Source organism: Mesorhizobium sp. B2-6-1, assembly GCF_006440475.1.
GTDB lineage: Bacteria > Pseudomonadota > Alphaproteobacteria > Rhizobiales > Rhizobiaceae > Mesorhizobium.
In genome coordinates, this window is record NZ_VFUH01000006.1 from 23558 (window position 1) to 47517 (window position 23960).

A 23960-nucleotide genomic window follows, 5' to 3' on the forward strand; every position below is an offset into this window, starting at 1 on the left:
CGAGGCGCCTTGGCCGCTTGTCAGTCGTTTGCCTCATTCGATGGCAAGCGCAAGCTGGGCCGCTGAGCCAGCAACGGCATGCTTTTGACGCGCGACCGGTTGAGAAAGCCCGTCAGCGGCTTTTCAATCGACAGGTAAAGCATCGCGGAAAGCGCGATGCTGATCAAGGCAATCGGCGCCGGCTGCCAATTTGGCGGAACCCCAAGCCGCAGCATGATGCCAGTTACCACGACAACCACCAGCACATGCCACAAGTAGATCGAATACGAGGCACTACCAAAAAATGTAAACAAGGCCACGGGGTTGAACGGTCTGGCACGCTCGGCAAAAACCGCTCCGGCAACGATCAGGGTCGCCGGAATACCCCAACGCAGAACACGAGGCAGCTCGGGGTCAAGCATCTGGATCGTCATCAACAGGAGAAATCCGCCAACAACCAGCGACAGCGCCGGCACAAGCCGGAGCCGAATATCCTCCATCCACAGCCGCCCGATAACAATGCCGGCCGCGAACTCGAGCATGAGGGGAGAGGTAAAGCGGTAGCCTTTGAGCAGCAAGTTCGATGCGACCATCACCGTCAGCACGCCGATCAGCACGGCAAAACGCTGCTTCTCGCCTAAAAAGAGCGCCAAGGCGAAAATGACGTAAAACATCATTTCATAACACAGCGTCCAGCCCTGGATCACCACGGGATGAAGTACCCCATCCTGCACGATCGGAAGAAACACCAGCGAGCCGAAAAAATTTTCCGGGCTCAGCACATGTCCGTAGAGAAATTGCGGCTTGAGGAAAATTGCCAGCGCGGTCAGCACCGTGACGATCCAATAGAGCGGCACGATGCGAACAATCCGACGCCATATGAAACGCCGTGGATTGGCAGGGCGATCGGCCGTGGTCACCCACATGATGAAACCGCTGATGACAAAAAACAGGTCGACGCCAGCAGCACCGACCGCGAACGGACCGCCGAACTGTTCGTTGATGTGAAAGCAAACTACCGCGGAAGCGGCGAGTCCTCGAAGGTATTGGATACTGTGAATGTCATTCACGCCATACTCCTTACCCGCACCCCCGATGCTGCAATGCACAATAGCAGACATCCGCCATCTGCTGTCAACGGGCAAGCTAGGTAGGATCGCGGCACGCCCTCTTGGACGCGGCCGAGAAGCGATCGCTCGGGGGTGTCAATCACCTGCAATTTCATTTGTATGCAAATGTTTCCGGATTGACTGATCCGGAAACCAAATCACCGTTTTCGCGAAATCCGACCGATACATGGCAGGCGCATTTACCCGGCATCGAACGGCGGCCGAAGATAATCCTCGGCCGCCGCCGTTCTTCAAGGGAGATGAAAATGTCGATGTTTGAAAATCTCGGCCGCTACGGTGCGACCATCAGGCAGGCCCGTGCCAGGAACAAGGCCGTCCGCGCCCTGAACAGCCTGCCGGCACATGTCCAGAAGGACATCGGCTGGCCGGCCTCGCCGCCCAGCGACCCGCAGGCGGCGCTTTCCGCCTTGCTTTTGGGCTTTACGCGCTGATGACCTTTGCCGAAAAGTGCAAACTGCTCGGCACGCGCCGGAGCCCGCGAGGGGCTCCGGCCGTCACCAGCAACCGCCTGCGCGCAGCCCTTCTGCCGCAGCGCTGATCCCTCCCGCGAGAAATGCGGCGCCGATCACAGCGACGTGTGCACACAGCGTAAATCTTGACATCTTCGACCAGGGCACGATCTTCAAATATGAAGGGGACTTCTCTTAGTCGGCTGCCGCCGAAGTTCGTGTATCCGCATGCCAAGTTTGAAAAGCCACGTCGTGTCCTTCGTGCTCAGGCACAGTCGCAAGAAGGCGTTTTCCAGCCCGGAAAACCTGCAGCGCTGGATCGCTGCGGCGCGCCGGACAGAGGACCATCACCCTCCGGTGTCAGTGCAGCAGCGCTTCAACATCGAGACGCGCACCGTCGACGGCTTTCCCGTCTACGAGATCGCCCCCAGGGCCGGCGAGCGCAAGCGGGTTCTCTATCTGCACGGCGGCGCCTATGTCTTTGAAATCACGCCCTATCATTGGCACCTGATCGCCGACATGGCCGACCGGCTGGGCTATGCCTTTACGGTGCCCATCTATCCCATCGCGCCCGAGCATGACTTCCACGCCATGTTCGGCATGGTCGGCGACGTCTATCGCCGGATGCTCGGCGAGACGGAGGCGGAAGACATCATCTTCATGGGCGATTCCGCCGGCGGCAACATGGCCGTGGTGCTCACCATGATGGCTGCCGAAGAAGGCCTGCCCTTGCCGTCGCGCCATGTGCTGATCTCACCCGGGCTCGACGTCTCGCTTGCAAACCCCGAGGTGTTCGAGGCGGAGCGGAACGATCCCTGGCTGGGCATCGCGGGCGGACGGGAGGCTATCCGGCTCTACAGTGCCGGAATAGACCCGACGGACTGGCATATCAGCCCCGTCTATGGCGACCTCTCGGTGCTGCCCAGGACATTGCTCCTGGCGGGCTCTCGCGATCTTCTCACGCCCGACAATCTGATCTTCGCACAAAAAGCACGGGCCGCTGGCGTCGAGGTAGAGCTCGTGCACGAGGAAGGCATGTTCCACGTCTGGCCGCTGATCGACATGCCGGAATCGCGCCGCGCGCGCGAACGGATCGTGGCGTTTCTGACCGAGAACCCCTCGCCCCTTGTTGAAGGCGCCGGCGCAAGCTTCGAAGCGCCGTCCACCGAGGCTTCGGGGCAGAGCCTCCAGTCAGAGCACCCCGGTTGATCAGAACTTGCCGGTTTCCCGGAAGACTTCGAACGTCGCCCGGATGTGGTCGGCCACCGCCTTGACCGGCGCGCTGGCGTCCGGCGCTACCACCATGGCGAGGTTATAGGTGCCGATATCGGGCATGCCGTCCTTGGGGCAGAGCTCGACCATGTCGTTGCCGAGGAAAGACTTCGGCAGCGGCGCCACGGCGAGATCTGACATGATGGCGGCGCGCTGGCCGGCCGTATGCGCGCTCATATACGCGATGCGGTAGTTGCGGCCCTCGCGGCTCAGCGCTTCGAGCGCCCCTGCCCGCCAGGCGCAGCCCTCTTCCCACAGCGACACCGGCAAGGGTTCGCGCAGATGCGCGCAGCCGCCCTTGGCGCCGGCCCAGACGATCGGCTCCGTCAACAGCACCTCGGCGCCGAGCGCGCTGGTCTTGTAGGAATTGGTGAGCAGCGTGATGTCGAGCGCCCGGTCATCCATGCGCCGGCGCAGATTGCTGCTCTGGTCGATGGTGACGTCGACGGCGATCGATGGATGCGACTGCGCAAAACGCTTCAGCACATGCGGCAGCACGCGCTCGCCATAATCGTCCGGCGAACCCAGCCGCACCACGCCGACAATATCGGGAATGATGAACTTGGACACCGCCTCGCGATTGATCGACAGCAGACGACGGGCATAGCCCAGCAGCATTTCCCCGTCGGTGGTCAGCGTCACCGAGCGCGCATCGCGCGCGAACACCGAGCGGCCCAGAATATCTTCCAGCTTCTTGATCTGCATGGAGACCGCCGAGGGCGTACGGAAGACCGCATTGGCCGCGGTGGTGAAGCTGCCGGTTTCGGCGATCGCCACGAAAGTGCGCAGCACGTCGAGGTCCAGCAGCGGCAGCGGATGATTGAGTGGGGCGTTCATGACGATCGACCTTCAATTTTTCTGATGCAAACTGTCATTCCATTTCGTTTGATTGAACATCAGTTCGAGCGCATAGTCAACTCCATCGAAGCAGGATGCTGCCAAGGCAGCCACGAAACGATCACGACACAGACCTGCCTTCGACATGCAATGAAGCTGATACAGACCTGACGTAAGGCATTGCCGGGCACTTCCGCCCCGACATGAGGAGATCGAAATGTCTATCCTGTCATCCATCGGTCGGCTTGCGACCGAATTCAGCGCGGCCCGCGCCCGCTACCAGACCGAACGCGCCATCCGCTCCCTGCCGATCGAGCTGCAGAAGGATATTGGCTGGCCTGAAGCGGCCGACACGAAGGCCGGCATACGCGCCGGCGTCGGATCCTGGGCTGGAGCAAAGTAAACCGTGTGTACCATGCATTGAAGGCCTGCCGCGCAAACCGCCCGGCAGGTCTTCTTGTTTTACCGACCTGTTTTGCCGTTTTATTTGCGTTCACATGAATTTCGGAGCCATGCTGCCGCTGCATGGCGCATATGAACAAGCCGCATAGCGGCTGGGTTTTGAGCTAACGCTTTGTAAGCTAACGAAAAATCCGGGAGTGCCTACAAAGGCTCCCGCCTTGCGTGTCGCTTTTCATATCAAGTGCTTCGCTTTTGCGATTTAGTTTTTACTTACACAAGCCTATATCCACGCCAGCAAACGAGCTGCCCCACTCCATCAAGCGAAGGCGACCCGTCTGAGCAACCGATTGGAGATGAACATGAAGCTTTTTGCCCGCCTTTTCCCTCGCCGCGAAATGAACCTGACCACGGCCCTCGAGCGCCAGCGCCTCGCCAACACCATGCCCGGCCAGACCGGCGCCATGGCTGCCGCACGCCTCGGTTTCGTCGCCTGAACCGATCCCGCAGGCAGCGCTCCCTCGCGCTGCCTGAATAGATGACGCCGCCCGGTTCCGCCGAGGCGGCGTTTGTTTGCACACCCTGACGGCGCTTCCATCGCGAACGGCGCCGCGGCTGCGCGGCATCGCAACACGATTGCCCATTTGCGACCCATGTCGCAAATTAAATCTTGCTAAAGCTCCTTAGCCGATTGACAAGGATGGTTTTTCCTGTTGTCGCTATGCTATTCGCGACATTCTGTTCGCGCCATGGCTGCGTGAGGTTCCCGTGAACGCCGTTAAGCATCCGATCAAGCGATCGTTTGTATTTTTTCTCATTCCCGACTTCACCATGATCGCGTTTGCGACGGCGCTCGACCCGCTGCGCTCGGCCAATCGCATGCTCGGCTACGAGGCCTATCGATGGCGCCTCGCCAGCATCGACGGCAAGCCGGTGCGCGCTTCGAACGGTGTCGAATGCGCGGTCAACACCTCGCTGGAGGAGGAGCGCAGGAAGATGGGAGGGCCGGATCGCCCCAACATGGCCATCGTCTGTAGCGGCACCAATGTCGAGCGCTACCAGAACAAGTCCGCCTTTGCCTGGCTGCGCGAGGAATACAATCGCGGCGTCTCCGTCGGCGGCCTGTGCACCGGAGCGCATGTTCTGGCCGCTGCCGGCCTGTTGTCCAACAAGCGCTGCGCCATCCATTGGGAGAACCTGCCCGGCTTCTCCGAGGCATTCCCGAAAGCCAATGTCTTTGCCGACCTGTTCGAGATCGACCAAAACATCTACACTTGCGCCGGCGGCACCGCCGCGCTCGACATGATGCTGAAGCTGATCGGCGACGATTTCGACGAGAATCTCGTCAACCGCGTCTGCGAACAGGTGCTGACCGACCGTGTGCGCAGCCCGACCGACCGCCAGCGCCTGCCGCTGCGTGCCCGGCTCGGCGTACAGAACTCGAAAGTGCTGACCATCATCGAACTGATGGAAGGCAATCTGTCGGAGCCGCTGTCGCTGATCGAGATCGCCGACCATGTCGACCTGTCGCGCCGGCAGATCGAGCGGCTGTTCCGCACCGAGATGGGACGCTCGCCGGCCCGTTACTACCTCGAAATCCGCCTCGACCGTGCAAGGCATCTCTTGATCCAGTCCTCGATGCCGGTGGTCGAGGTGGCGGTCGCCTGCGGCTTCGTCTCGGCCTCGCATTTCTCGAAATGCTACCGCGAGCTCTACGCCCGCTCGCCGCAGCAGGAGCGCGTCGACCGCAAGCAGCTGCTGGCGGCATAGAGGCGCGCCTCAGAGCACCTCTGCCGACCGCATCGCCTCGACGCGGATGTCCTCGGTCAGCCGCGCCTTCAACACGGAGAATTCCGGACTGGTCTTCAGCGTGTAGTGGCGCGGGTGCGGCAGGTCGATGGCGACGTCCGACTTGATCCGGCCGGGCCTGGCCGTCATCACCACCACGCGCGACGCCATGAAGATCGCCTCCTCGATGTCGTGGGTGACGAACAGAACCGTTTTCTTGCGCCGTTCCCAGATGCCGAGCAGCAGTTCCTGCATCAGCCCGCGCGTCTGGTTGTCGAGCGCGCCGAACGGCTCGTCCAGCAAAAGAATCGCGGGGTCGTTGGCCAACGCCCTGGCGATCGCCGTGCGCTGCTGCATGCCGCCGGAAAGTTGCTTCGGCCAGTGGTTCTCGAAGCCCTCCAGCCCGACGAGGTCGATATAGGAGGCGACGATTTCGCCCCTCTCCCGCTCGGCCATGCCGCGTTCGCGCAGGCCGAAGGCGATGTTTTCGGCGACCGTCAGCCATGGGAACAGCGTGTAGGACTGGAAGACCATGCCGCGATCCGGCCCCGGCCGGGTCACCGCTTTGCCGTCGAGCAGCACGCGCCCTTCGCTCGGCGCCTCCAGCCCGGCGACGATGCGCAAGAGCGTCGACTTCCCGCATCCCGAAGGTCCCAGGATGGTGATGAAATCATTGGCCGCGACCGCCAGGTCGACAGGCATCAGCGCCTGGACCGGTGAGCCGCCGCGCACGCCGGCGAACGTGCGCGAGACGCCCTCGATGAGAAGCTTGCTCATGCCAGGCTCCATGGGAAGAGCCAGCGATTAAGCGCCTTGAAGGCAAGATCGGACAACAGCCCGATCAGCCCGATGACGATGATGCCGAAGATGATCTGGCCGGTTGCCAGTCGCGACTGGCTGTTGATGATCATGTAGCCGATGCCCGACGACGAGCCGATCAGTTCAGCGACGATGACATAGGTCCAAGCCCAGCCGAGCACCAGCCGCAGCGTCTCGGCGATCTCGGGCGCATTGGCGGGCATGATCACACGCTTGACGATGCCGTTGTCCGTGGAGCCGAGCGTGTAGGCCGCCTCGACGAGATCGCGACGCGTGGAGCCGACCTTTACTGCGATGATCAGGATGATCTGGAACACGGAGCCGACGAAGATGACCAGCAGCTTCTCCAGTTCGCCTATGCCGGCCCAAAGGATAAGCAGCGGAATGAAGGCCGAGGCCGGCAGGTAGCGGGCGAAGGAGACGAACGGCTCCAGGAACGCCTCGACAGGTTTCCACGCGCCCATCGCTATGCCCAGCGGCACGGCGACGGCCGATGCCAGCACGAAGCCGCCGAAGACGCGCCAGATGGTGATCAGTATGTCGAGCCAGAACCGGTCCTCGACCAGCAGCCGCCAGCCATCCCGCAGCATCGATAGCGGATCCGCGAGAAAGATGCGGTTGACGTGGCCTCCAAGCGTGATCCACGTCCAGAAAACGACGAACAGCACGAAGAAGGAAATGCCGAGCACGGTTCGCGTGCCCGGCGAGATCGGATGCAGGGGGCGCGGCATTTACAACGGTCCTTGTGAAAGCGAAACGGCGGCGCGGGGCGCCGCCGCGAGACAGCGGCCGGTCAGTTCGCCACGGCGCTGGTATCGGCCAGCGTGGAGACGTCAGGCGCTTCCTTGATCAGCCCCATCTGCAGCAGAAGCTCGCCGGCGGTCTTGGAGAAATCCTGGAACTCCTTGGTGAAGAACTGCTTGTTCTCCGCCCGGTCGGCCCATTTCAGGTACTTCGCCGAATCCTCGAACTCCTTGGCCGACTGTTTCACGTCCGCGCCCATGATGCCGTAGGATTTCTGCGGGTCCTTCTTGATCAGGTCGAGCGCGTCGAAATAGCTGTCGGCAAGCGCCTTGGCGGCGTCCGGATTGGCTTTGAGGAATTCGGGCGTGCAGCCGACCGTGTCGAGCACCATCGGGTAGTCGAGCGTGGTCGCCAATATGTGGCCCTGGTCGGCCTTGTCGCGCACCGCCGAGATGAACGGCTCATAGGTGACGGCCGCGTCGTTCTGGCCGGCAAGGAAGGCCTGCGCCGCCGCGTCCGGCTCGAGATTGACGACCGTGACATCCTTTGTCGACATGCCGTTCTTGTTCAGCACCCAGGCCAGCAGGAAATAGGGCGAGGTGCCCGGCGCCGAGGACGCGACAGTCTTGCCCTTGAGGTCGGCGACGGTCTTGATGTCGTTGCGCACCACGATGCCGTCGGCGCCGTAGGATTTGTCGAGCTGGAAGATCTGCTTGGTGGTCACGCCGCTGGCGTTCCACACCTGCCACGTCTCGACCGTGGTGGCGGCGCATTGCAGGTCGCCGCTGGCGATGGCGAGCGGGCGGCTGGCCTGCGGCACTTTCTTCAAGGTCACGTCGAGGCCGTGCTTCTCGAAGAGTCCCGCCTGTTTGGCGAGCGTTAGCGGCGCGAAGCCGGTCCAGCCGCTGATCCCGATAGTGACCGATGTGGCGGCCGTCGCCGGCGCGGACAAGCCGGCGGCAAGCGCCAGCGTAAGGATAATGGTCCTGTTCATGTCAGTTCCCCTTTGTTTTCTCTGGGGGAATGTTCACGGACGCCGCCCGGCTGTCAATGAACAGGGCCGTGTTTGCCCACATCGTCGGCGACGAAGGTTCGCCTTGCCGCCACAAAACGGCAAGGCCGAGGACCTTGTCGTCAATACTGGTCGCAGTAGCACTCCGCGGACGAGATTCGGTCGTTCCAGTCGCTACCGCCGAAATCGCGGACCCTGCGCCTGATCTCGATCGATCGGCCTCCCCTGCGCGAATCCTCATAGGCAACGAGAGTGCAGCCTCGGCGAACGATCACCGACGACACGCGGTCGTTCCAGAACTCGCGGCCGCGAAAATTGACCGAATCGTCGGCCCCGAGCGCGATCGACCGTCCGCGAAAATTGCCATTTTCGAACATGATGCAGGCGGCCTGATCGTCGTATTGGGCGCTGGCGCCGTCGGCGTAAAGCATGGACGCGACCGCAGTCAGGATAGCTAGACGTCTCATCTGGTGTTTCCTCGGTTTGACCGCGTCACCCCGCCCGCCGGATGGCGCGGCAAGATCAGTTTGCCACTGCTTCTGCCGGACTGGCAAGCCTGGAACAGTTCGGCATTTCACGGAAACGCCGAACCGCTTTAACTATTTTTTTCAATCAATTCCAAAGGGAAAGCGTTACGCGCGTACCGGCAAAGCGCTATGCGCTTTTTCTGGAATTTCTCAGCGGCTATCGAGCATCCAATTGCGGTTGCGCCACATCTTTTCGCCGACCAGGCAATCGCTGGTTTGTTCGGCCTGCGCCAGCACCACCGGCGGACGATTGGCCTGGTCAACCGGCCGCGGCGAGGCCGGGCCGGCGAGCTCAAGCACAAGCTTGCGGCGGATAGCTTCGGGAAACTGCGTCCAGTCGTTGACCGGAACCATGAAGGCTCCGGGACCGCCGATGACGCAGTCGCTGTAATAGCGGTCGAGATCGTTGACATCGTAGGCGCTGGTGAAACCGCCGCGGGTCATCAGCGGCAAGCCGTTTATGACGATGCCTTGCTTGACCACCTCGTCGCGGATGATATCGACCGGCGCGCCCTGGTTGTTGGGGCCGTCGCCGGAAATATCGATGACCCGCTTCGTCCCTTGAAAGCCACTTTCGGCGAAAAGGTCCGCGCCGAATTCCAGCGCGCCGGAGATAGACGTGCGCCGCGCGCTGTTGGGAGGCTGGGCGGACAGCCGCGCCACCACCTGCTCGGCGTCGGCGCGAGTGGAGATCACCGTCCACGGCACGATGACGTGCTGCGAGTTGGTGCCAGCCCATTCGACATAAGTAACGGCGATCCTGCCATAAGCGCCGGCGGCGATGGCTTGCAGCACATGATCGTGCGTCAATGCAGCCGCGTAGCCGCGACGCTGGATCTCGAGCTCGTCCGCCGACATGGACAGCGAGACGTCGACCGCCAGCACCAGTTCGACGTCGACGGGTTCGTCCGCGAGCGACACCGGGGCCAGCCACAGCATCAGCGCCAGGGCGGCGGCGCCTGAAAGCAGATGTCTTGCGCGAGCAAAAGCAGACATGCCGCAGGGTAAGCCAGAATCGCCAGCCGAAAAAGAGAAAAGCCCGACCTTGGCCGCCGGGCTTATCCAAAAATTTGCTCACGAGCCCTGCTGGGAGGTTGCCTAGCTTCTCGGCTTCAGATTCTCCGGATCGTAGAGCGGCTTGTAGCCGACACCAGCGACTTCGACCGGATAGGTCTCGCCGAAATACTCCACCTTCAGCTTGCGGCCCTCTTGGGCATAGGCCCATGGCAGATAGGCGAGCGCGATGTTCTTGCCGATGGTCGGGCCGTAAGCGACCGACGTGGTGAAGGAACGGCGGCCGAGTTCGTCGACCAGCGTCTCTCCGGTCTCGGGGTCCAGCACCGGCATCGTGCCCACCGGATAACGCGCCACGCCCTTGGAATCGGTGTTTTCGGTCATCACCAGCGTGCACAGCATCGCCGGCTGGTGCTCGCGGGCGCGGTATTCCAGGTGCTTGGCCTTGCCGCAGAAGTCGTTCTCCTTCACTTTCGGGCGGGCAAGATCGGCCTCGAGCAGGTTGTACTCGGTGAGCAGATCGGCATTCTGCAAACGCAGGCTCTTTTCCATGCGCCGCGTATTGGCATAGGTCTCGACGCCGAACGGCATGACGCCGGTCGAGCGCAGCGCGTCCCAGACGGCCAGGCCGTCCTCGTAGCGCATGTGCAGTTCCCATCCCTGTTCGCCGACATAGGAGATGCGGAAGGCGGTGACGTCCTTGCCGGCGATCCGGATCGGCTTGATCGCGGCGAACGGGAAATTCTCCAGCGCAAGGCCCTCGGGATTCTCGACCACCTTTTGCAGGGTTGCTCGCGCGTTCGGGCCCCAGATGCCGATGGTGACGTATTTTTCCGTCACATCGGTGATGGTGACATCGAAACCTTTATCCTGCGCGGTGCGGCGCATGTACTGGAAGTCGCGCGGGCCGGCGTCCGCGCCATCGATCAAACGGCAGCGGTCGGCCATGCGGATGACCGTGAAGTCGGCGCGCACCATGCCTTCCTCGTCGAGGAAGTGGGTGTAGATGCCCTTGCCGATATTGTTGTCGCCGCCGATCTTGGCCGCGCACAGCCACTCCAGCAGCGCGACGTGGTCAGGTCCCTCGATGTCATACATCGAGAAGTGCGACAGGTTGACGATGCCGCAGTCTTCGCTCATCGCCAGATGCTCGGCATTGGACACGCGCCAGAAATGGCGATTGTCCCATTCGTTCTCGCGCACCGGCACCCGGTTGGCGTATTTCTCCAGAAGATGCTCGTTGGCGGCATAGCCGTGCGCGCGCTCCCAGCCGCCCAGCTCCATGAAATAGCCACCGAGTTCCTTCTCGCGCTCCCAGAAGGGCGAGCGCCTTATGTTGCGGCCCTTGGAGAAGGGCTCGCGCGGATGCACGGCGGGATTGTAGACCTTCATCGCCGTCTCGGTGCAGCGATCCCAGATGAACTGCTCCTTGGTCTGGTGCGGATAGAAGCGCGCATAGTCGATCGCGTGATGGTCGATCGAGGTGCGGCCGTCCGTCATCCAGTCGGCGATGAGCTTGCCCATGCCGGGGCCGTCCTTGACCCAGATGGCGACGGCATACCACAGCCCCCTCACCTTCTGGCTCTCGCCCATCGACGGACCGCCATCCGCCGTCACCTGCAGCAGGCCGTTGAAGGAATGGCTTTCGTTGTAACCGAGCTCGCCCAGGATCGGCGTCAGTTCCATGGCGCGCTCCAGCGGCGCCAGGATCTGCTCCATGTCGAGGTCGCGCTGCGAAGGCGAAAGCCGGGCCTGGTCCTTCTCGAGCAGGTCGCGCGGATGGCAAAGGCGTGGATTGGTCTCTTCGTAGTAACCCCACTCGATCTGCCCGCCCTCGGCGGTCTTGGGATCACCGGTGTCGCGCATATAGGCGGAATTGCCCTGGTCGCGCAGCAGCGGCCAGCCGATCTCCTTGCCCGTGCCGGCGAACTCGTTGTAGGGCCCGAAGAAGGTGAGCGGATGGTCGATCGGCATGACGGGCAGGTCCTCGCCCACCATCTCGGCGATCAGCCGGCCCCAGATGCCGGCGCAGACGATGACGTAGTCGGCCTCGATAGTGCCGCGGTCGGTCACCACGGCGCTGATGCGGCCGTCCTTGACGACGAGCGACCGGGCCGGCGTGTTGGCGAAGGATTTGAGCTTGCCCGAGGCTTCCGCCTGGTCGACGAGCTTGCCGGCGACCGTCTGCGAGCGCGGGATGACCAGGCCGGCGTCGGGATCCCACAGGCCGCCCTGCACCATTGCCTCTTCGATGAGCGGGAATTTCTCCTTGATCTCGGCCGGTTCGATCAGCCGGGCGCGCGTGCCAAAAGCCTTGGCCGAGGCGATCTTGCGCTTGATTTCGTCCATGCGGCTGTCATCGCCGACGCGCGCGACTTCGAGGCCGCCGATGCGTGCGTAGTGGCCCATCTTCTCGTAGAAATCGATGGAGTAGAGTGTCGTCCAGCAGGACAGGAAATCGTGGCTGGTGGTGTAGCAGAAGTCGGAAGCGTGCGCCGTCGAGCCGATGTCGGTCGGGATGCCTGATTTGTCGATACCGACAATGTCGTCCCAGCCGCGTTCGATTAGGTGATGGGCGATTGACGCGCCGACAATGCCACCCAGGCCGATGATGACGACCTTCGCCTTGTTCGGAAACTCTGCCATTGCCCGCGACTCCAGGTGCTGTTGCGGGCGGCGTCGGCGCCCGTCTGATCGGCGCACAATATGCAGACGACGATGAGCGCGCTACCGCCTGTTTGCGACACGCCGCGAATGCGTCGCGACCCAGTTTGGATCAGGGAAAATCTCTGCGGTCAGGCGAAGGCCCAGATGTCCTCGGCCTGGAAACCGACCTGATAACCGGCGGTCTTGAGCTTGACCACGACCTGGCCGATCTCCGGAGCGGGCAGTGCGCCGACCTCGACCTTGATCATGCCCGGACGGTAGCGTTGGAGATCGAGTTGCTCGAAGACCATCCAGTCTGCGCCCTCGCAATCGACGAGGAAGGCGTCGATATGGCTGATGCCGTTGCGGTCGAGCAATGTCTGCAACGTCTCGGATGGCACTTCGATGTCCCTGAGATACGGCGCGAACTTGTTGAAATTCACGTCATCCTCGCCCCAGGCATTCTTGCCCGACATCAGGTTGGTGTCGGTGACCGAGGAGCAGCCGATGAACTCGATCGGCAGCGTGCCGGCCTCGAGCGCGGCGGCATCGAAGGTGTGGACGGTGATCGTCCCCCTTATTTTCGTGACGGCAACCGGCTCGATGATGAAGCGGCTGGTATCGGGATAATTGGCGCGCAGGCGCTTCTGGTTATAGGGGATCGGCTCGACCAGCAGGGCACGGGCGCCCGGTATGCGATGCAGCCAGGGTGTGACATCGTCGAACAGGGCGCCGTCGCAGGCGCCGACATTGACCATCTGGAAGGGCCGCCTTGTCCCGCCGAAACGCGCTTTCAGTGCCGCCCCGGCCAGGAATTTCGTGCCGCGCAGCGACGGACCGCGGTCGAGCAAACCAGCCGGAAGGCCAAGCGACAGCGCTATGCGCGTCAGGCTGGACAGCGAACTCATGGCGTGTCTCCGGGAATTGGATGCAAGGCGGCGCGGTGCTGGCCGCGGGCGACTGTCGCCCACAGCGCCATGAAAGGGGTGGCCAGCAACAGGAATGGCGGAACCAGATGCGGGAAATAGATGCGCGTGTCGTGGATCGGGAAGACGGTGAATTTAGCCAGCGCGCCGAGCACGAGCGCCGCGAACAGAATGCCGGCGCGTCGGTCGAGCCGGAAGCCGGCACGGCCGACCGCGTACCAGCCGGCCAGCGCCAGCACCGAGACGCCGACCCAGCTGTTCAGGTTGACGGCGCGCAGCAGCGATGCGGCAAATGCCTTGAGATAGGCAACGACGGAGAACGGCGGCTCGAACCCGTCCATATTGTAGTGCTGCTCGACGCTGGAGAACCACAGATGCGGCCACCAGCCAGGATGATGCGCCCAGTGCGAGATGGCGAAATAGGCGACGAAGGACGCCGCAAAACCGACCAGCGCACCCCATGCCTGCTGCCGGAAGGCGATGAGCAGAACGGCGAAAACGGCAAGAAAGACAATATTGTCCGGCCGCACCATGAAGGCGAGGAAGAGCAGGATCGCCGTCGCCGCCTCGCGGCCCCTGACATAGGCGTAAAGCCCGCCGAGCAGCAGCGCCGAAGTCAGCAGATCCGGCGTCGAGGCGCGCGCCGCATCGCCGAAATCGGCCATGATCAACACCGCGCCGATCACCGGCGCCAGCGCCAAGGCCTTTTCCGAGCGCAGCCAGAGCAGCGTGATCGCGCCGAACAGCAGCACCGAGGCCACCTGCACCAGCCGCATCGCTTCGACCGGCGACATCGCCGCGCTCAGCGTCGACAGGATCTCGGCGTAGAGGAACTTGATCCGGTACATGCCGAGCAGCGAATGGAAGTCGGCGGCATTCTCCGCCATGTGGCTGCGGAAGCCGCCGCCATCATCGGTTAGCGTCTTGTAGTCACCTGCCGAGACCCCGGCCTTGACGGTGTTGTAGGCATAATCATGCAGCGCCTGCGCATCGGGGTATGTGCCTTCCTCTGATATGGCGAGATAGGGAAGCATGTCCCAATTAGAATCGGGCATCAACCAGGCCGTCAGCGCCGTCAAAAGGATGTAGAGCGCGAAAGCCGCCACGCCGATGGGTGCCGCCAGCCGCGCATAGGTCCCCTCACCCCACGCCAGGCCGGCCGCTGTGAGCCGGTCGAGCGGGTTTTGCGGAGTGGGCGACTTGGTCAGCATCGTCGTGGGGCTCAACGAACCTGGCTTTTGACGAAATCCTTCACGATTCCCACAATGCCGCGCGACAAAAGGCTGTCGAAAGCGTCGACGAACCGGTCGACATGCTCGCGCTGGCAGATCAGCGGCGGCTCGAGCCGGATGACGTTGCGGTTGTACTCGGTGAAGGCGACCAACACGTCATGGTCACGCAGCAGCAGCGCTCCGACGAAGCCCGACAGCGAGCCCTTCAGCTTGTCGTCAAGCACGCTGACCACCGGCCGCAACACCGTCGGCAAGGTCTGCGAAAAATCATGGAACTCGAGCCCGATCATGAGCCCCTTACCGCGGACGTCCTTGATGATCTTGGGGTATTTGTCCTTCAGTGCCTGGAGGCGCTGCAAAAGGTACTCGCCGGTAGCGGCGGCATTGTCGATCAGGCCCTCGTCATAGAGAACGTTGAGCGCTTCGATCGAGGTGACGCAGGCCTCGCCCATGCCGCCGAAAGTCGCCATGGCATGGATCATCGCCGTCTTCGGCGTGCCGTAGGCCTTCATATAGATCTCGCGCCTGGCGACCATCGCGCCGACCGCCGCCTTGCCGCCGCCGAGCGACTTGGCGAGCGCCGTCACGTCGGGAACGACGCCATAATGTTCGAAAGCATAGAAGCGGCCGGAGCGGCCATAGCCGCACTGCACTTCATCGGCCACCCACAGCACACCGTATTGATCGCACAATGCGCGCAGCTTCCGCCAATATTCCGCGGGCGCCTGGATGATGCCGCCGCCACCCTGGATGGTTTCCAGCACGATGACGCCGATCTCGGGATCGGCGCGGAATGCGCGCTCGACCGCTTCGATGTCGGCGAACGGAATCCGGACCGCATTGTCCGCCACCTTGAAATCGGCGCGGTAGAGCTGGCCGTCGGTGATCGCCAGCACACCCTTGGTCTTGCCGTGGAAGGAATTCTCGGCATAGACGATTTTGGGCCGCTTCGGGCCGGCGGCACGCTCGGCGAGTTTTACCGCCGCTTCCATCGCTTCCGAGCCGGACGAGCCCAGAAACACCATGTCGAGATCGCCGGGCGAACATTTGGCGATGTTGTGGGCCAACGCGGCCGCATATTGCGACATGAAGGCGATGGCGATCTCCTGGCGCTTCTCCTCCTGGAATTTCTTGCGCGCTTCGAGGATGCGCGGATGGTTGTGGCCGAAGGCCAGCGAACCGAAGCCGCCGAAGAAATCCAGGATCTTGCGGCCGTTCTGGTCGATGTAGAACATGCCCTCGGCGCGCTCGATCTTGATCTTGTGGAAGCCGAGCAGCTTCATGAAATGCAGCTGGCCCGGGTTGAGATGCGCCTTGAACAGGTCGGTCATCGCAGCGACGTCCATCGCCTTGGCCTGCTCGACGCTGATCAGGTCAGGCTTGGCGATGGTGGCTGGCGACAGCGCCGGCGCGCTGACCATGGTGCGCGCGCTCGCCTGATCGGGCTTGGCCATGACGGTCATTTCAATCTCCTGTCCGCGCGCAGGATCGGGGATCGTGCGCAGATGAAACTGTTGGCGGGCTGCTATTCGGCGGGCACATGTTTGGTGGCGACGGCGTGGCCGGCCTTCCTGGCGCGGTATTCGCTGTAGGCGGCGATCAGCATGTCCTCGTCGCGATGTTGCGGCACCCAGCCGAGTTGGCGTCCCGCTTTGGAGACGTCGAGCACGCACTCCTCGTCGGCGATCAGATATTGCTCGGGATCCATAATCGGCAGGTTCATCAGGTCGAGCAGGTCGAGCGTGCGCTTCACCGCCCAGCCCGGCGTCGGAATCAGGATCGATTTCGAACCGGCATGCCTGATCAGGTCGCCGAGCAATTTCCTTACCGGCGGCGGGTTGAGCGAACCCAGATTATAGGCCTCGTTCGGTACGCCGGCTTTCCAGGCCGCGCGGGCAGCTTCCGCACAATCGAAAACAGAAATGAACTGGTATGGATTCCGGCCCGAGCCGATCATCGGCACCGGAAGGTTCCAGTCGATCAGCTTGAACAGTTTTTCAAGGATGCCGAGGCGGCCGGGACCGATGATCAGGCGCGGACGAAACAGCGAGATCGACATGCCGCGCTTGCGCCATTCGGCGGCCAGTTCCTCCGTCTTCTGCTTCGACCAGCCATATTCGCCGAGCGGCGCGACCGGATGCTCCTCGGTCATCGGGAAGGTGACCGTATGGCCGTAGATCATGTCGGTCGTGTAGTGGACAAGCCTGGGTGCGCCAGCCTTGTCCATCGCCTGCATGATATGCTCGGTGCCATGGAAATTGACCGGAAAGAAGAAATCGTGCCGCTTGGCGCGCACCTGGATCGGCGACAGCATCTTTGCCGACAGATTATAGACCATGTCGTCGGCCTTCAGCCCAACCGCCGCCACCGATGCGGGATCGGTCACGTCGCAATGGACGAAGCCGACGTTGCGGTAATGCGCAAGATCGCTCTTGACGATGTCGGCGACGACAACCTCCTCGCCATCCGCCACGAGCTTCGGGGCAAGGTGGCGACCGACAAAGCCGTCGCCGCCGAAAATCAGATGTCTCATCGAACGATCTCGCTGGTGCCGATCTTGTCGGAGGTGATGGAAACGGTCTGCTCGTCATGCCCGTGGTCACCCAGGTCTCGGCCGCTTTGGGCGATCAGCACTGTGCCCACGCAGATGCAGCCGATACCCGCGATGCGCCAGCCATTGAGGTCCTCGCGAAAGACGAAATAGGCGAAGACCGCGACGGCGACATAGGCGAGGCTAAGGAACGGATAGGCAAAGGAAAGCTCGACCTTGGACAGCACGTAGAGATGCGAGGCCATGGAAATGACGAAGGTGCACAGGCCGAGGAACACCCAGGGGCTGAAGACGATCTGCAAAAGCCTGATAAGCGGGTTGGCGCCTTCGAACGAGATCGGCCCAAGCGACATCATGCCTTGCTTCAGCATCAGCTGCGCGGCCGCATTGGTCATGACCGTAAAGAGAATGAAGACGATATATTTCATGTCCGCTCACCCACCCGTGACGCTTTCTATTACAAACCCGAAAAGATTTCGTGAACTCACAAGGACGTTTTGAGTAAATCTTCTCGTTAACCGATCGCTAACCACGATCCATTTCAATTTTATCTATTCGGCGGCCTCGGCACCCCGTCTTCGCAGGTCGATGTTTTTGGCTGTGCGCGCCCAGAAGCCGGACATGAAGGCCGGGTCGCGCTGCGCCTCCAGCCGTGACCACTCCGGAAAGGACGCGGCGAAGGTCGCGGCGCTCATACGCGCATCCTTGTAGGGGTTGACTGCCCCGCCGGCTCCGATGGCGATGCGGTCGAGTTCGTCCAGCAACGCCAGGGTCGCGGCTCCCCTGTTGGGGAAATCCAGCGTCAGCGTGTAGCCAGGTCGCGGGAAGGAGAGCAGCGCCGGGGATCGGACGCCGCCGAAGCGTTTCAGAACAGTGAGGAACGAGCTCTGCCCGGCCCGCCTGGCAGCCGCGAGCAGCATCGGCACCGCTTCACGCGCGGCTTCTTCCGGCACAACGCTCTGGTGCTGGAACAGCCCGTTCGGACCGTAAAGCCGGTTCCAATCGCGCACGCCGTCCAGCGGGAAGAAGAAGCCCTGGTAACCGACCTGGCGCGGCGCGGCAGAGCGGCCCTTCCTCCATCGGTAGGCCGCATTGAAGGCGCTCAGGAACGGTCGGCTGAGCACATTGAACGGCGGCTGGAACGGCACCGCGAAATTGCCGCCGGCGCGCGCGGCGGTATGCGAGCCATGCTCGGCGTGATTGCCCGTGAACAGCAGGCCGCGCCCGCTGCGCCTGCCGCCGGCGAGCTGATCGATCCAGGCGACCGCATATTCATTGGCCTGGTCCGCCGCCTCGGCCAGCTCGAAAAATTCGCCCAGGTCGCGAAACGGCGTCACCTTCTCGATGATGTCGAGGGAATGCACCCGCATCAACCGGATCGAGGCCGACAGGATCAGGCCTGTCAGCCCCATGCCGCCGATCGTCGCCCGGAACAACCGCGGATTGTCTGTCGCGGAGCAGCGGTAGGTCCTTCCATTGGACCGCAGCAGCGTGAAACTTTCGACATGGCAGCCGAACGTGCCGCGCCGGTGATGGTTCTTGCCGTGGACGTCGTTGGCAATGGCGCCGCCGAGCGTGACGAACTGCGTGCCCGGAACGACTGCCGGGAAGAAGCCGTAGGGCGCGGCGTGGGCAATGATGTCGGACAGAAGCACGCCCGCATCCGCTTCGAGAAGGCCGATCTCGGCATTGAAGGCGCGGATGCGGTTCAACGGCCGCATGTCGACGACCGCGCCGGCCTCGTTCTGGCAGGAATCGCCGTAGGATCTGCCATTGCCATAGGCAAGCAGCGAGGCGTGCCTGGCCTGGCCGCCCTTCAGCAGCACGATAGCATCATCGACGCCGATGGCGTGGGGCGCGGGCGGCGTCGCGCGCCCGAAGCTGTCGAAGCGCTCGCCGGCCATGTCTACCAGCCCCCGATCACCAGCAGCACGGCGCCGATCAGCACCACGATCTGGCTGCGCCAGTCGCGGATGATGAACACGACCGGATCGTCATGCATCTCATCGCGACGCGCCAGGATCCAGACCCGCATGGTGAGATAAAGCACGATCGGCGGCAGCGGCCAGATCAGCCAGGGATGCGGGTAGAGCTCACGCACTGCAACACTATCCATGTAGAGCGCCAGCACCAGTGCCGAGGAGAAGGCCGAAGCCATGCCGGCCTGGGCGACGATCTCCTGGTCCTCGGTGCGATATCCGCGCCCGGCAATGCGCTCGCCGGGTGGAATGGCCGTGGTGCGCAATTCGACGAAGCGCTTCACCAGCGCCAGCGACAGGAAGAAGAAGATCGAGAAGGCGAGCAGCCAGAACGAAACCTCGACGCCGGTCGCGGCCGCGCCCGCCAGAACGCGGATCGTGTAGAGGCCGGCCAGCGTCAGCACGTCGACCAGCAGCATGCGCTTGAATGACAGCGAGTAAGCCGTGGTGACAGCCATGTAGCCGCCGAGCACGGCGAGGAATTCGGGCGCCAGAAACAGTCCTGTGCCGATGCCGATCGCCAGCAGCACCGCGATCGCGCCGATCCCGAACGGGATGGAGAGCGCGCCGCTGGCGAATGGCCTGTGACGCTTGGTGGCATGCTTGCGGTCAAGCGCCAGGTCGAAGAAATCGTTGAGGATATAGATGGCCGACGCCACCGCGCTGAACGAGATGAACGCCAGCACGCACTCCCAGATCATGCCGGTGTTGAAATATTCGTGCGACAGCACCATCGGCACCGCGATCAGCGAATTCTTCAGCCACTGATGCACGCGCAGCATTTTGACGATGGTCCGCAATGTCGGTTTCGGCGCCGACATGGTTTCGGCGCCATGCGCCGCCTGCCAGCGCGCGGCGTGGCGGTCCGGCGCCACCACGATCGCGCTGCGTGCCGCATCGAAAACCTTGAGATCATGGCGGCTGTTGCCGGCATAATCGAAGCCGCCATCGCCATAGGCCGCAATAAGCGAGGCACGCTTCTTGCCGGAAGTCAGATTGTCGACCCCGTCCGTCGCCAGCACCCGGTCGAAGACACCGAGGTGGCGAGCGATGGCGTCGGCGAATTTGCGCGGCGTGCCTGTCGCCAGCACGATCTTGCGGCCTTCGGCATGCTCGGCCCGGATGCGGTCGAGCAATGGCGCGCGGTAAGGCAGCGACGCGGGATCGATATCGACGCGCTGGGCGATGGCTTGCTTCAGCCGGGCCGGCCCGGCGGCGGCCCAGAAAGGCACGAGGAAAATGTAGAGCGGGTTCTTCTTGAGAAGGATGAACAGTCCTTCCCATAGCAGGTCGGTCGCGATCAGCGTGCCGTCGAGATCGACCGCAAGCGGTATTGCGTTTCCGTCGGACCGCGCGTCCATGTCGTCCTGCCCTGCCTCGAACCCGTCGCGCCGTTTGTCGGCGTCTTCACAAGACGTATAGCGGGGAGACGGCGTAACGAACGTTAAAACGCCGGGTTGTGGGCGGCTGTCACCGCGGTATTTCCCGTATCATTGTTAAACAACCGCTACCGGAAACAATAAAAGGCCGGGCAAATGTCCGGCCTCTCAAGAGATGTGGACAAAAATTACTTGATGCGGGCGATGCCGCCCGAGATCTCGACCGTTTCCGAGCCGGTCAGGGCTTCGAGATCGCCATTGGGCAAGGTGACGAAGCAGCCATTCGGGCAGAATTCCACGGTTTCGCCGGCGGCCAGCGCCAGGTCGGTCTTGCTGCCGCCTTCCGTCACGATCAGCGTGCGGGTCTCGGCGTCCTTGTTGACCGCGCTGGCGGAATGGGCCGACCCGCTCACGGCGAGCAAGGCGACGGCAGCGACGAGAGACTTCCACATGTGCAATATCGGTGTTCCCACCGCCTCTGTTGCATTTCGCAAGGCATTCTCGCCTTTGCATGGGAGCTTATATGAGATGGAAGCTGAACCGCAACTGAATGCCGCATTCATGCCGCAATTGGTTTGATGGCCTGAACCTTACGACCGCCGATCTAATCCGGATCAGGCTTCTTCGCCTTGCGTCCTGATCTGGAGAGACGTTTGGCCTCGGCCGCGGCTTCCGCCTTTGCTCGTTCCTGTTCGGCGAAATCGGCCTCGATCTTGTCGTCGTCGGTCGGCCAGGCCTTGACATGCTTGGGCTCGACGACCGCGCGTGGCGTCGAGGGTATCTCGATATGCTGATCGCTGAACGTCTCCAGCACGGTGAAGCGGATATCGTTCTGCACGATGTTGCCGTTCATCACATCGGCCAGGAACAGGCGGATCTCGAATTCCAGCGCGGCAGGCCCGAAATTGGAAAACAGCACGAAGGGTTCGGGGTTCTTCAGCACCAGCGGATGACCGCGGGCGATCTCGAGCAGGACGGCGTGCACCTGCTTGACGTCGCTGCCATAGGCGACGCCGACCTTGATGTCGATGCGGCCGAGCTTGTTGCGGTGCGTCCAGTTGCCGACGGCGTTGTTGATCAGGTTCGAATTGGGCAGGATCACCGACTGCCGCTGGAAGGTCTCGATCTCGGTGGCGCGCACGCTGATCTTCTTGACGGTGCCGCTGATGTCGCCGGCGACGATCCAGTCGCCGACCTTGAACGGCCGCTCGGCCAGCAGGATCAGGCCCGAGACGAAGTTCGACACCACGTTCTGAAGGCCAAAGCCGATGCCGAGGGAAAGCGCGCCGGCGACCAGCGCCAGGCTGGACAGGTCGATGCCCGCCGCCGAGATGCCGATCAGTGCCGCAAGTGCCACGCCGGCATAGCCGACGGCCAGCCGGATCGAGTTGCGCACCCCCGTGTCGACCTTGCCGCGCGCCATCACCGAACCGTCGAGCCAGCCCTGGAACCAGCGCGTCAGGAAATAGCCGATGATGAAGACGACGATGCCCGAAAGGATGCCGGTGACCGAAATCGTCACCGAACCGATATTAATCCCGGTCGCCAGTTTGTACGCCCAGGCCTGGATGTCGCCCAGTTGGAAGCCCCACATCAACAGGATCAGCGGCAGGAAGACCAGCACGATCATCACGTTGATGGCCACGCTGACGACAAGGCCGAACTGGTCGAGCGCGGTGTCCTCGTAGCTGGAATTGGCCGACAGCCAGCGCCCGACCGACGTATTGGCGAAGGCGCCCTCGTCGCCGATCGCCTGTGCCGACAGGAAGCCGATATAAGCGGTGACGAGCGCCGTGCCGGTGACCACCACCTGCAGCGACACGAACAGCGCAAGGCCGATATAGCCAAGCAAGGCGGCTATGATGGTGAAGAGCCCCAGAGCCAGCGCCAGGTAGCGCAGCCATGCCGGCCAAGGCCGCCAGCTGCCGTCACGGGCCTTGAACGGCCGCAGCATCGCCATCAGGATCAGGATGATGCCGACGACGATGGTGGCCACGAAACTGCGCGCGATCGTCAGCGACAGCGGCGATCCCATCTTGTCGTTGATGACGGACAGGAAGGTGTTGACGCTGATGACCACGGCCATGGCGGTGGTCAGGCGCACCAGCCAACGCGCCGGGCCGGATTCGACCGGGATCAGGCGCCAGTTCGGCAGCCGTGGCTCGAGCGCCGCATTGGCCAGCCGATTGACGCAGAACACCACCCCGATGACCGTCGCCAGCGCGTTGAGGAAAAGGCCAATGTCGCCGCGCAAAACGTTGTAATAGTTGAAAAAGAAAATCGTCGACCCAAGAAAGGCGCCGACCGCCAGCGTCGGCAGCAATGTCGACCAGAAGGCCACCGACAGGCGGCTGAGATAGGACGGGTCCTCATTGGACGGTTCGGCTTCGAACACCCGTCCAAACAACCGCCTGCCGCCGACCAGAAGCACCAGGGCCAGCCCGAGCGCCACGAAGGTTGCCGCCAGAATGGCCTGGAACTTGAACCTGAAGGCGAAGCTCAGCCAGGACGAGACCGCCTTGTAGAAATTGCCGAACTCGTCGCGGGCGTCGGAAAAGACCTGTGGGCTCAGCGCATCCGACAGCACATAGCGCTTGGTCAGGAGATTGCGGAAAAGCGCGCTGCGCATGTTGCCGATCTTGTCGATCATCCCGCTGATGCGGATCGACAGCGTCTGCGCCTGCGCGATGACCGCGTTGATCTCGGCCTTTTCGGAGACCAGCGCCTGGCGCTCGGTGCTGACGATGTCGGGTTCCGGCGGCTGGCCTGCGGCGGGTGCCGGGCCAAGCTGCTCGAGCCGGCTGTTGATCTCGCTAAGGCGGGTGCGGAAGGCCAGCGCGCTGTTCAGCGATTGCCGCGACAGTTCCTCGAGTTGCAGGCGGATATCGACGAGAGTGGCGTCGTCGTCGCCGTCCTGCTGGATCTTCTTGTCGAAATTATCGGTCTTGGTCGTCAGGTCCTGAAGGATTTTCTGCTGGTCGGCGACCAGTCCGGCAGGCGCCTGGCCAAGCCCTTGCGCCGACGCATCGAACGAAAGCGGCGCCGAAACGACAAGCGCGAACATCAAGACGAGACGAAGCAATTTGAAAAACATGATTTGTTGGCGACTCAAGGCGGCAATGGCAATTGAATTTGATAAAGACGGCCATATCATGGGGCAAGCCGTCGCATCCGACCGCCAGGGCTCCGAACTCGGGCAACAAAGACCTGACGACCGCCAGTCCCGTTGTGCCGGCAGCTTTATGATAGGAATTTTTTCTTGACTGAGTGAAGGCAG

23 protein-coding genes are annotated in these 23960 nt (G+C 62.6%); 6 read left to right on the forward strand and 17 right to left on the reverse strand.

Annotated elements, in window-relative coordinates:
- Positions 1-20: 20 nt before the first annotated feature.
- A complete protein-coding gene (locus FJ443_RS14310; RefSeq protein ID WP_224518991.1) occupies positions 21-1049 on the reverse strand; it encodes an acyltransferase in 1029 nt (342 codons plus the stop codon).
- A 101-nt stretch (positions 1050-1150) separates the two neighbouring features.
- Between FJ443_RS14310 and FJ443_RS32065 the strand changes: the two genes are divergently transcribed.
- Positions 1151-1540, forward strand: a complete 390-nt coding sequence (locus FJ443_RS32065) for a hypothetical protein (RefSeq protein WP_318012663.1) — start codon at positions 1151-1153, stop codon at positions 1538-1540.
- Between the two features lie 246 nt (positions 1541-1786).
- A complete protein-coding gene (locus FJ443_RS14320; protein ID WP_140495645.1) occupies positions 1787-2767 on the forward strand; it encodes an alpha/beta hydrolase in 981 nt (326 codons plus the stop codon).
- Here the strand turns inward: FJ443_RS14320 and FJ443_RS14325 are convergent, their stop codons facing one another.
- Positions 2768-3667 carry a LysR substrate-binding domain-containing protein gene (locus tag FJ443_RS14325; RefSeq protein WP_140495644.1) on the reverse strand — a complete coding sequence of 300 codons (900 nt, stop codon included), beginning with the start codon at positions 3665-3667 and terminating at the stop codon, positions 2768-2770.
- A 217-nt stretch (positions 3668-3884) separates the two neighbouring features.
- Here FJ443_RS14325 and FJ443_RS14330 point away from each other — a divergent pair, with 217 nt between their 5' ends.
- From FJ443_RS14330 to FJ443_RS14340, 3 genes are all read left to right on the forward strand, one after another.
- Positions 3885-4070 carry a hypothetical protein gene (locus FJ443_RS14330; RefSeq protein ID WP_140495643.1) on the forward strand — a complete coding sequence of 62 codons (186 nt, stop codon included), beginning with the start codon at positions 3885-3887 and terminating at the stop codon, positions 4068-4070.
- Between the two features lie 358 nt (positions 4071-4428).
- Positions 4429-4563, forward strand: a complete 135-nt coding sequence (locus FJ443_RS31970) for a hypothetical protein (RefSeq protein WP_127853696.1) — start codon at positions 4429-4431, stop codon at positions 4561-4563.
- Between the two features lie 271 nt (positions 4564-4834).
- Entirely contained in the window at positions 4835-5836 is a 1002-nt protein-coding gene (locus FJ443_RS14340; protein WP_140495642.1) for a GlxA family transcriptional regulator, read from the forward strand.
- A gap of 9 nt (positions 5837-5845) precedes the next feature.
- Here the strand turns inward: FJ443_RS14340 and FJ443_RS14345 are convergent, their stop codons facing one another.
- The 15 genes from FJ443_RS14345 to FJ443_RS14415 form a co-directional block, all read right to left on the reverse strand.
- Positions 5846-6631, reverse strand: a complete 786-nt coding sequence (locus FJ443_RS14345) for an ABC transporter ATP-binding protein (protein ID WP_140495641.1) — start codon at positions 6629-6631, stop codon at positions 5846-5848.
- Positions 6628-7404, reverse strand: a complete 777-nt coding sequence (locus tag FJ443_RS14350) for an ABC transporter permease (protein ID WP_140664555.1) — start codon at positions 7402-7404, stop codon at positions 6628-6630. Before FJ443_RS14350 ends, FJ443_RS14345 begins: the two co-directional genes overlap by 4 nt.
- A 62-nt stretch (positions 7405-7466) precedes the next feature.
- Positions 7467-8411, reverse strand: coding sequence for an ABC transporter substrate-binding protein (locus FJ443_RS14355; protein WP_140555034.1), 945 nt, complete (start codon positions 8409-8411; stop codon positions 7467-7469).
- 140 nt (positions 8412-8551) lie between these two features.
- Positions 8552-8896 (reverse strand): peptidase inhibitor family I36 protein, encoded by a 345-nt coding sequence (locus tag FJ443_RS14360; protein WP_140495638.1) that lies wholly within the window; start codon positions 8894-8896, stop codon positions 8552-8554.
- A 210-nt stretch (positions 8897-9106) separates the two neighbouring features.
- Positions 9107-9952 carry a DUF1194 domain-containing protein gene (locus tag FJ443_RS14365; RefSeq protein ID WP_140664557.1) on the reverse strand — a complete coding sequence of 282 codons (846 nt, stop codon included), beginning with the start codon at positions 9950-9952 and terminating at the stop codon, positions 9107-9109.
- Between the two features lie 102 nt (positions 9953-10054).
- Positions 10055-12616, reverse strand: a complete 2562-nt coding sequence (locus FJ443_RS14370; protein ID WP_140521113.1) for an FAD-dependent oxidoreductase — start codon at positions 12614-12616, stop codon at positions 10055-10057.
- 149 nt (positions 12617-12765) lie between these two features.
- Entirely contained in the window at positions 12766-13524 is a 759-nt protein-coding gene (locus tag FJ443_RS14375; RefSeq protein WP_140521114.1) for an FkbM family methyltransferase, read from the reverse strand.
- Positions 13521-14753: a DUF2029 domain-containing protein gene (locus FJ443_RS14380; RefSeq protein ID WP_140664560.1), complete on the reverse strand. Its 1233-nt coding sequence runs from the start codon at positions 14751-14753 to the stop codon at positions 13521-13523. Before FJ443_RS14380 ends, FJ443_RS14375 begins: the two co-directional genes overlap by 4 nt.
- A gap of 11 nt (positions 14754-14764) precedes the next feature.
- The gene (locus FJ443_RS14385; RefSeq protein ID WP_181168531.1) at positions 14765-16195 is read right to left on the reverse strand and encodes an aspartate aminotransferase family protein; all 1431 of its coding nucleotides are present in this window, start codon (positions 16193-16195) and stop codon (positions 14765-14767) included.
- 104 nt (positions 16196-16299) lie between these two features.
- A complete protein-coding gene (locus FJ443_RS14390) occupies positions 16300-17307 on the reverse strand; it encodes an NAD(P)-dependent oxidoreductase (protein WP_140521116.1) in 1008 nt (335 codons plus the stop codon).
- Positions 17304-17753 carry an EamA family transporter gene (locus FJ443_RS14395; protein ID WP_140521117.1) on the reverse strand — a complete coding sequence of 150 codons (450 nt, stop codon included), beginning with the start codon at positions 17751-17753 and terminating at the stop codon, positions 17304-17306. The genes FJ443_RS14390 and FJ443_RS14395 overlap by 4 nt, the downstream gene beginning before the upstream one ends.
- 123 nt (positions 17754-17876) lie before the next feature.
- Positions 17877-19229: an FAD-binding oxidoreductase gene (locus tag FJ443_RS14400; RefSeq protein WP_140516359.1), complete on the reverse strand. Its 1353-nt coding sequence runs from the start codon at positions 19227-19229 to the stop codon at positions 17877-17879.
- 2 nt (positions 19230-19231) lie between these two features.
- Positions 19232-20665: a UbiA family prenyltransferase gene (locus FJ443_RS14405; RefSeq protein ID WP_140495630.1), complete on the reverse strand. Its 1434-nt coding sequence runs from the start codon at positions 20663-20665 to the stop codon at positions 19232-19234.
- 206 nt (positions 20666-20871) lie between these two features.
- Positions 20872-21135: a hypothetical protein gene (locus FJ443_RS14410; protein ID WP_140495629.1), complete on the reverse strand. Its 264-nt coding sequence runs from the start codon at positions 21133-21135 to the stop codon at positions 20872-20874.
- Positions 21136-21287: 152 nt separating this feature from the next.
- A complete protein-coding gene (locus FJ443_RS14415) occupies positions 21288-23777 on the reverse strand; it encodes a mechanosensitive ion channel family protein (RefSeq protein ID WP_140664566.1) in 2490 nt (829 codons plus the stop codon).
- Between FJ443_RS14415 and FJ443_RS14420 the strand changes: the two genes are divergently transcribed.
- Positions 23767-23946 carry a hypothetical protein gene (locus tag FJ443_RS14420; protein WP_140664569.1) on the forward strand — a complete coding sequence of 60 codons (180 nt, stop codon included), beginning with the start codon at positions 23767-23769 and terminating at the stop codon, positions 23944-23946. The two genes, FJ443_RS14415 and FJ443_RS14420, sit on opposite strands and share 11 nt — an antisense overlap.
- The last annotated feature ends 14 nt before the right edge of the window (positions 23947-23960 follow it).

What these genes read in the sequence shown, in the direction of transcription:
- FJ443_RS14390 (WP_140521116.1), bottom strand. Translation starts at nt 17,307, where the DNA reads ATGAGACATCTGATTTTCGGCGGCGACGGCTTTGTCGGTCGCCACCTT.
- FJ443_RS14365 (WP_140664557.1), bottom strand. Translation starts at nt 9,952, where the DNA reads ATGTCTGCTTTTGCTCGCGCAAGACATCTGCTTTCAGGCGCCGCCGCC.
- FJ443_RS14360 (WP_140495638.1), bottom strand. Translation starts at nt 8,896, where the DNA reads ATGAGACGTCTAGCTATCCTGACTGCGGTCGCGTCCATGCTTTACGCC.
- FJ443_RS14405 (WP_140495630.1), bottom strand. Translation starts at nt 20,665, where the DNA reads ATGGACGCGCGGTCCGACGGAAACGCAATACCGCTTGCGGTCGATCTC.
- FJ443_RS14325 (WP_140495644.1), bottom strand. Translation starts at nt 3,667, where the DNA reads ATGAACGCCCCACTCAATCATCCGCTGCCGCTGCTGGACCTCGACGTG.
- FJ443_RS14375 (WP_140521114.1), bottom strand. Translation starts at nt 13,524, where the DNA reads ATGAGTTCGCTGTCCAGCCTGACGCGCATAGCGCTGTCGCTTGGCCTT.
- FJ443_RS14355 (WP_140555034.1), bottom strand. Translation starts at nt 8,411, where the DNA reads ATGAACAGGACCATTATCCTTACGCTGGCGCTTGCCGCCGGCTTGTCC.
- FJ443_RS14400 (WP_140516359.1), bottom strand. Translation starts at nt 19,229, where the DNA reads ATGGCCGGCGAGCGCTTCGACAGCTTCGGGCGCGCGACGCCGCCCGCG.
- FJ443_RS14385 (WP_181168531.1), bottom strand. Translation starts at nt 16,195, where the DNA reads ATGGTCAGCGCGCCGGCGCTGTCGCCAGCCACCATCGCCAAGCCTGAC.
- FJ443_RS14345 (WP_140495641.1), bottom strand. Translation starts at nt 6,631, where the DNA reads ATGAGCAAGCTTCTCATCGAGGGCGTCTCGCGCACGTTCGCCGGCGTG.
- FJ443_RS14320 (WP_140495645.1), top strand. Translation starts at nt 1,787, where the DNA reads ATGCCAAGTTTGAAAAGCCACGTCGTGTCCTTCGTGCTCAGGCACAGT.
- FJ443_RS14370 (WP_140521113.1), bottom strand. Translation starts at nt 12,616, where the DNA reads ATGGCAGAGTTTCCGAACAAGGCGAAGGTCGTCATCATCGGCCTGGGT.
- FJ443_RS14380 (WP_140664560.1), bottom strand. Translation starts at nt 14,753, where the DNA reads ATGCTGACCAAGTCGCCCACTCCGCAAAACCCGCTCGACCGGCTCACA.
- FJ443_RS14410 (WP_140495629.1), bottom strand. Translation starts at nt 21,135, where the DNA reads ATGTGGAAGTCTCTCGTCGCTGCCGTCGCCTTGCTCGCCGTGAGCGGG.
- FJ443_RS14395 (WP_140521117.1), bottom strand. Translation starts at nt 17,753, where the DNA reads ATGAAATATATCGTCTTCATTCTCTTTACGGTCATGACCAATGCGGCC.
- FJ443_RS31970 (WP_127853696.1), top strand. Translation starts at nt 4,429, where the DNA reads ATGAAGCTTTTTGCCCGCCTTTTCCCTCGCCGCGAAATGAACCTGACC.
- FJ443_RS14330 (WP_140495643.1), top strand. Translation starts at nt 3,885, where the DNA reads ATGTCTATCCTGTCATCCATCGGTCGGCTTGCGACCGAATTCAGCGCG.
- FJ443_RS14415 (WP_140664566.1), bottom strand. Translation starts at nt 23,777, where the DNA reads ATGTTTTTCAAATTGCTTCGTCTCGTCTTGATGTTCGCGCTTGTCGTT.
- FJ443_RS14350 (WP_140664555.1), bottom strand. Translation starts at nt 7,404, where the DNA reads ATGCCGCGCCCCCTGCATCCGATCTCGCCGGGCACGCGAACCGTGCTC.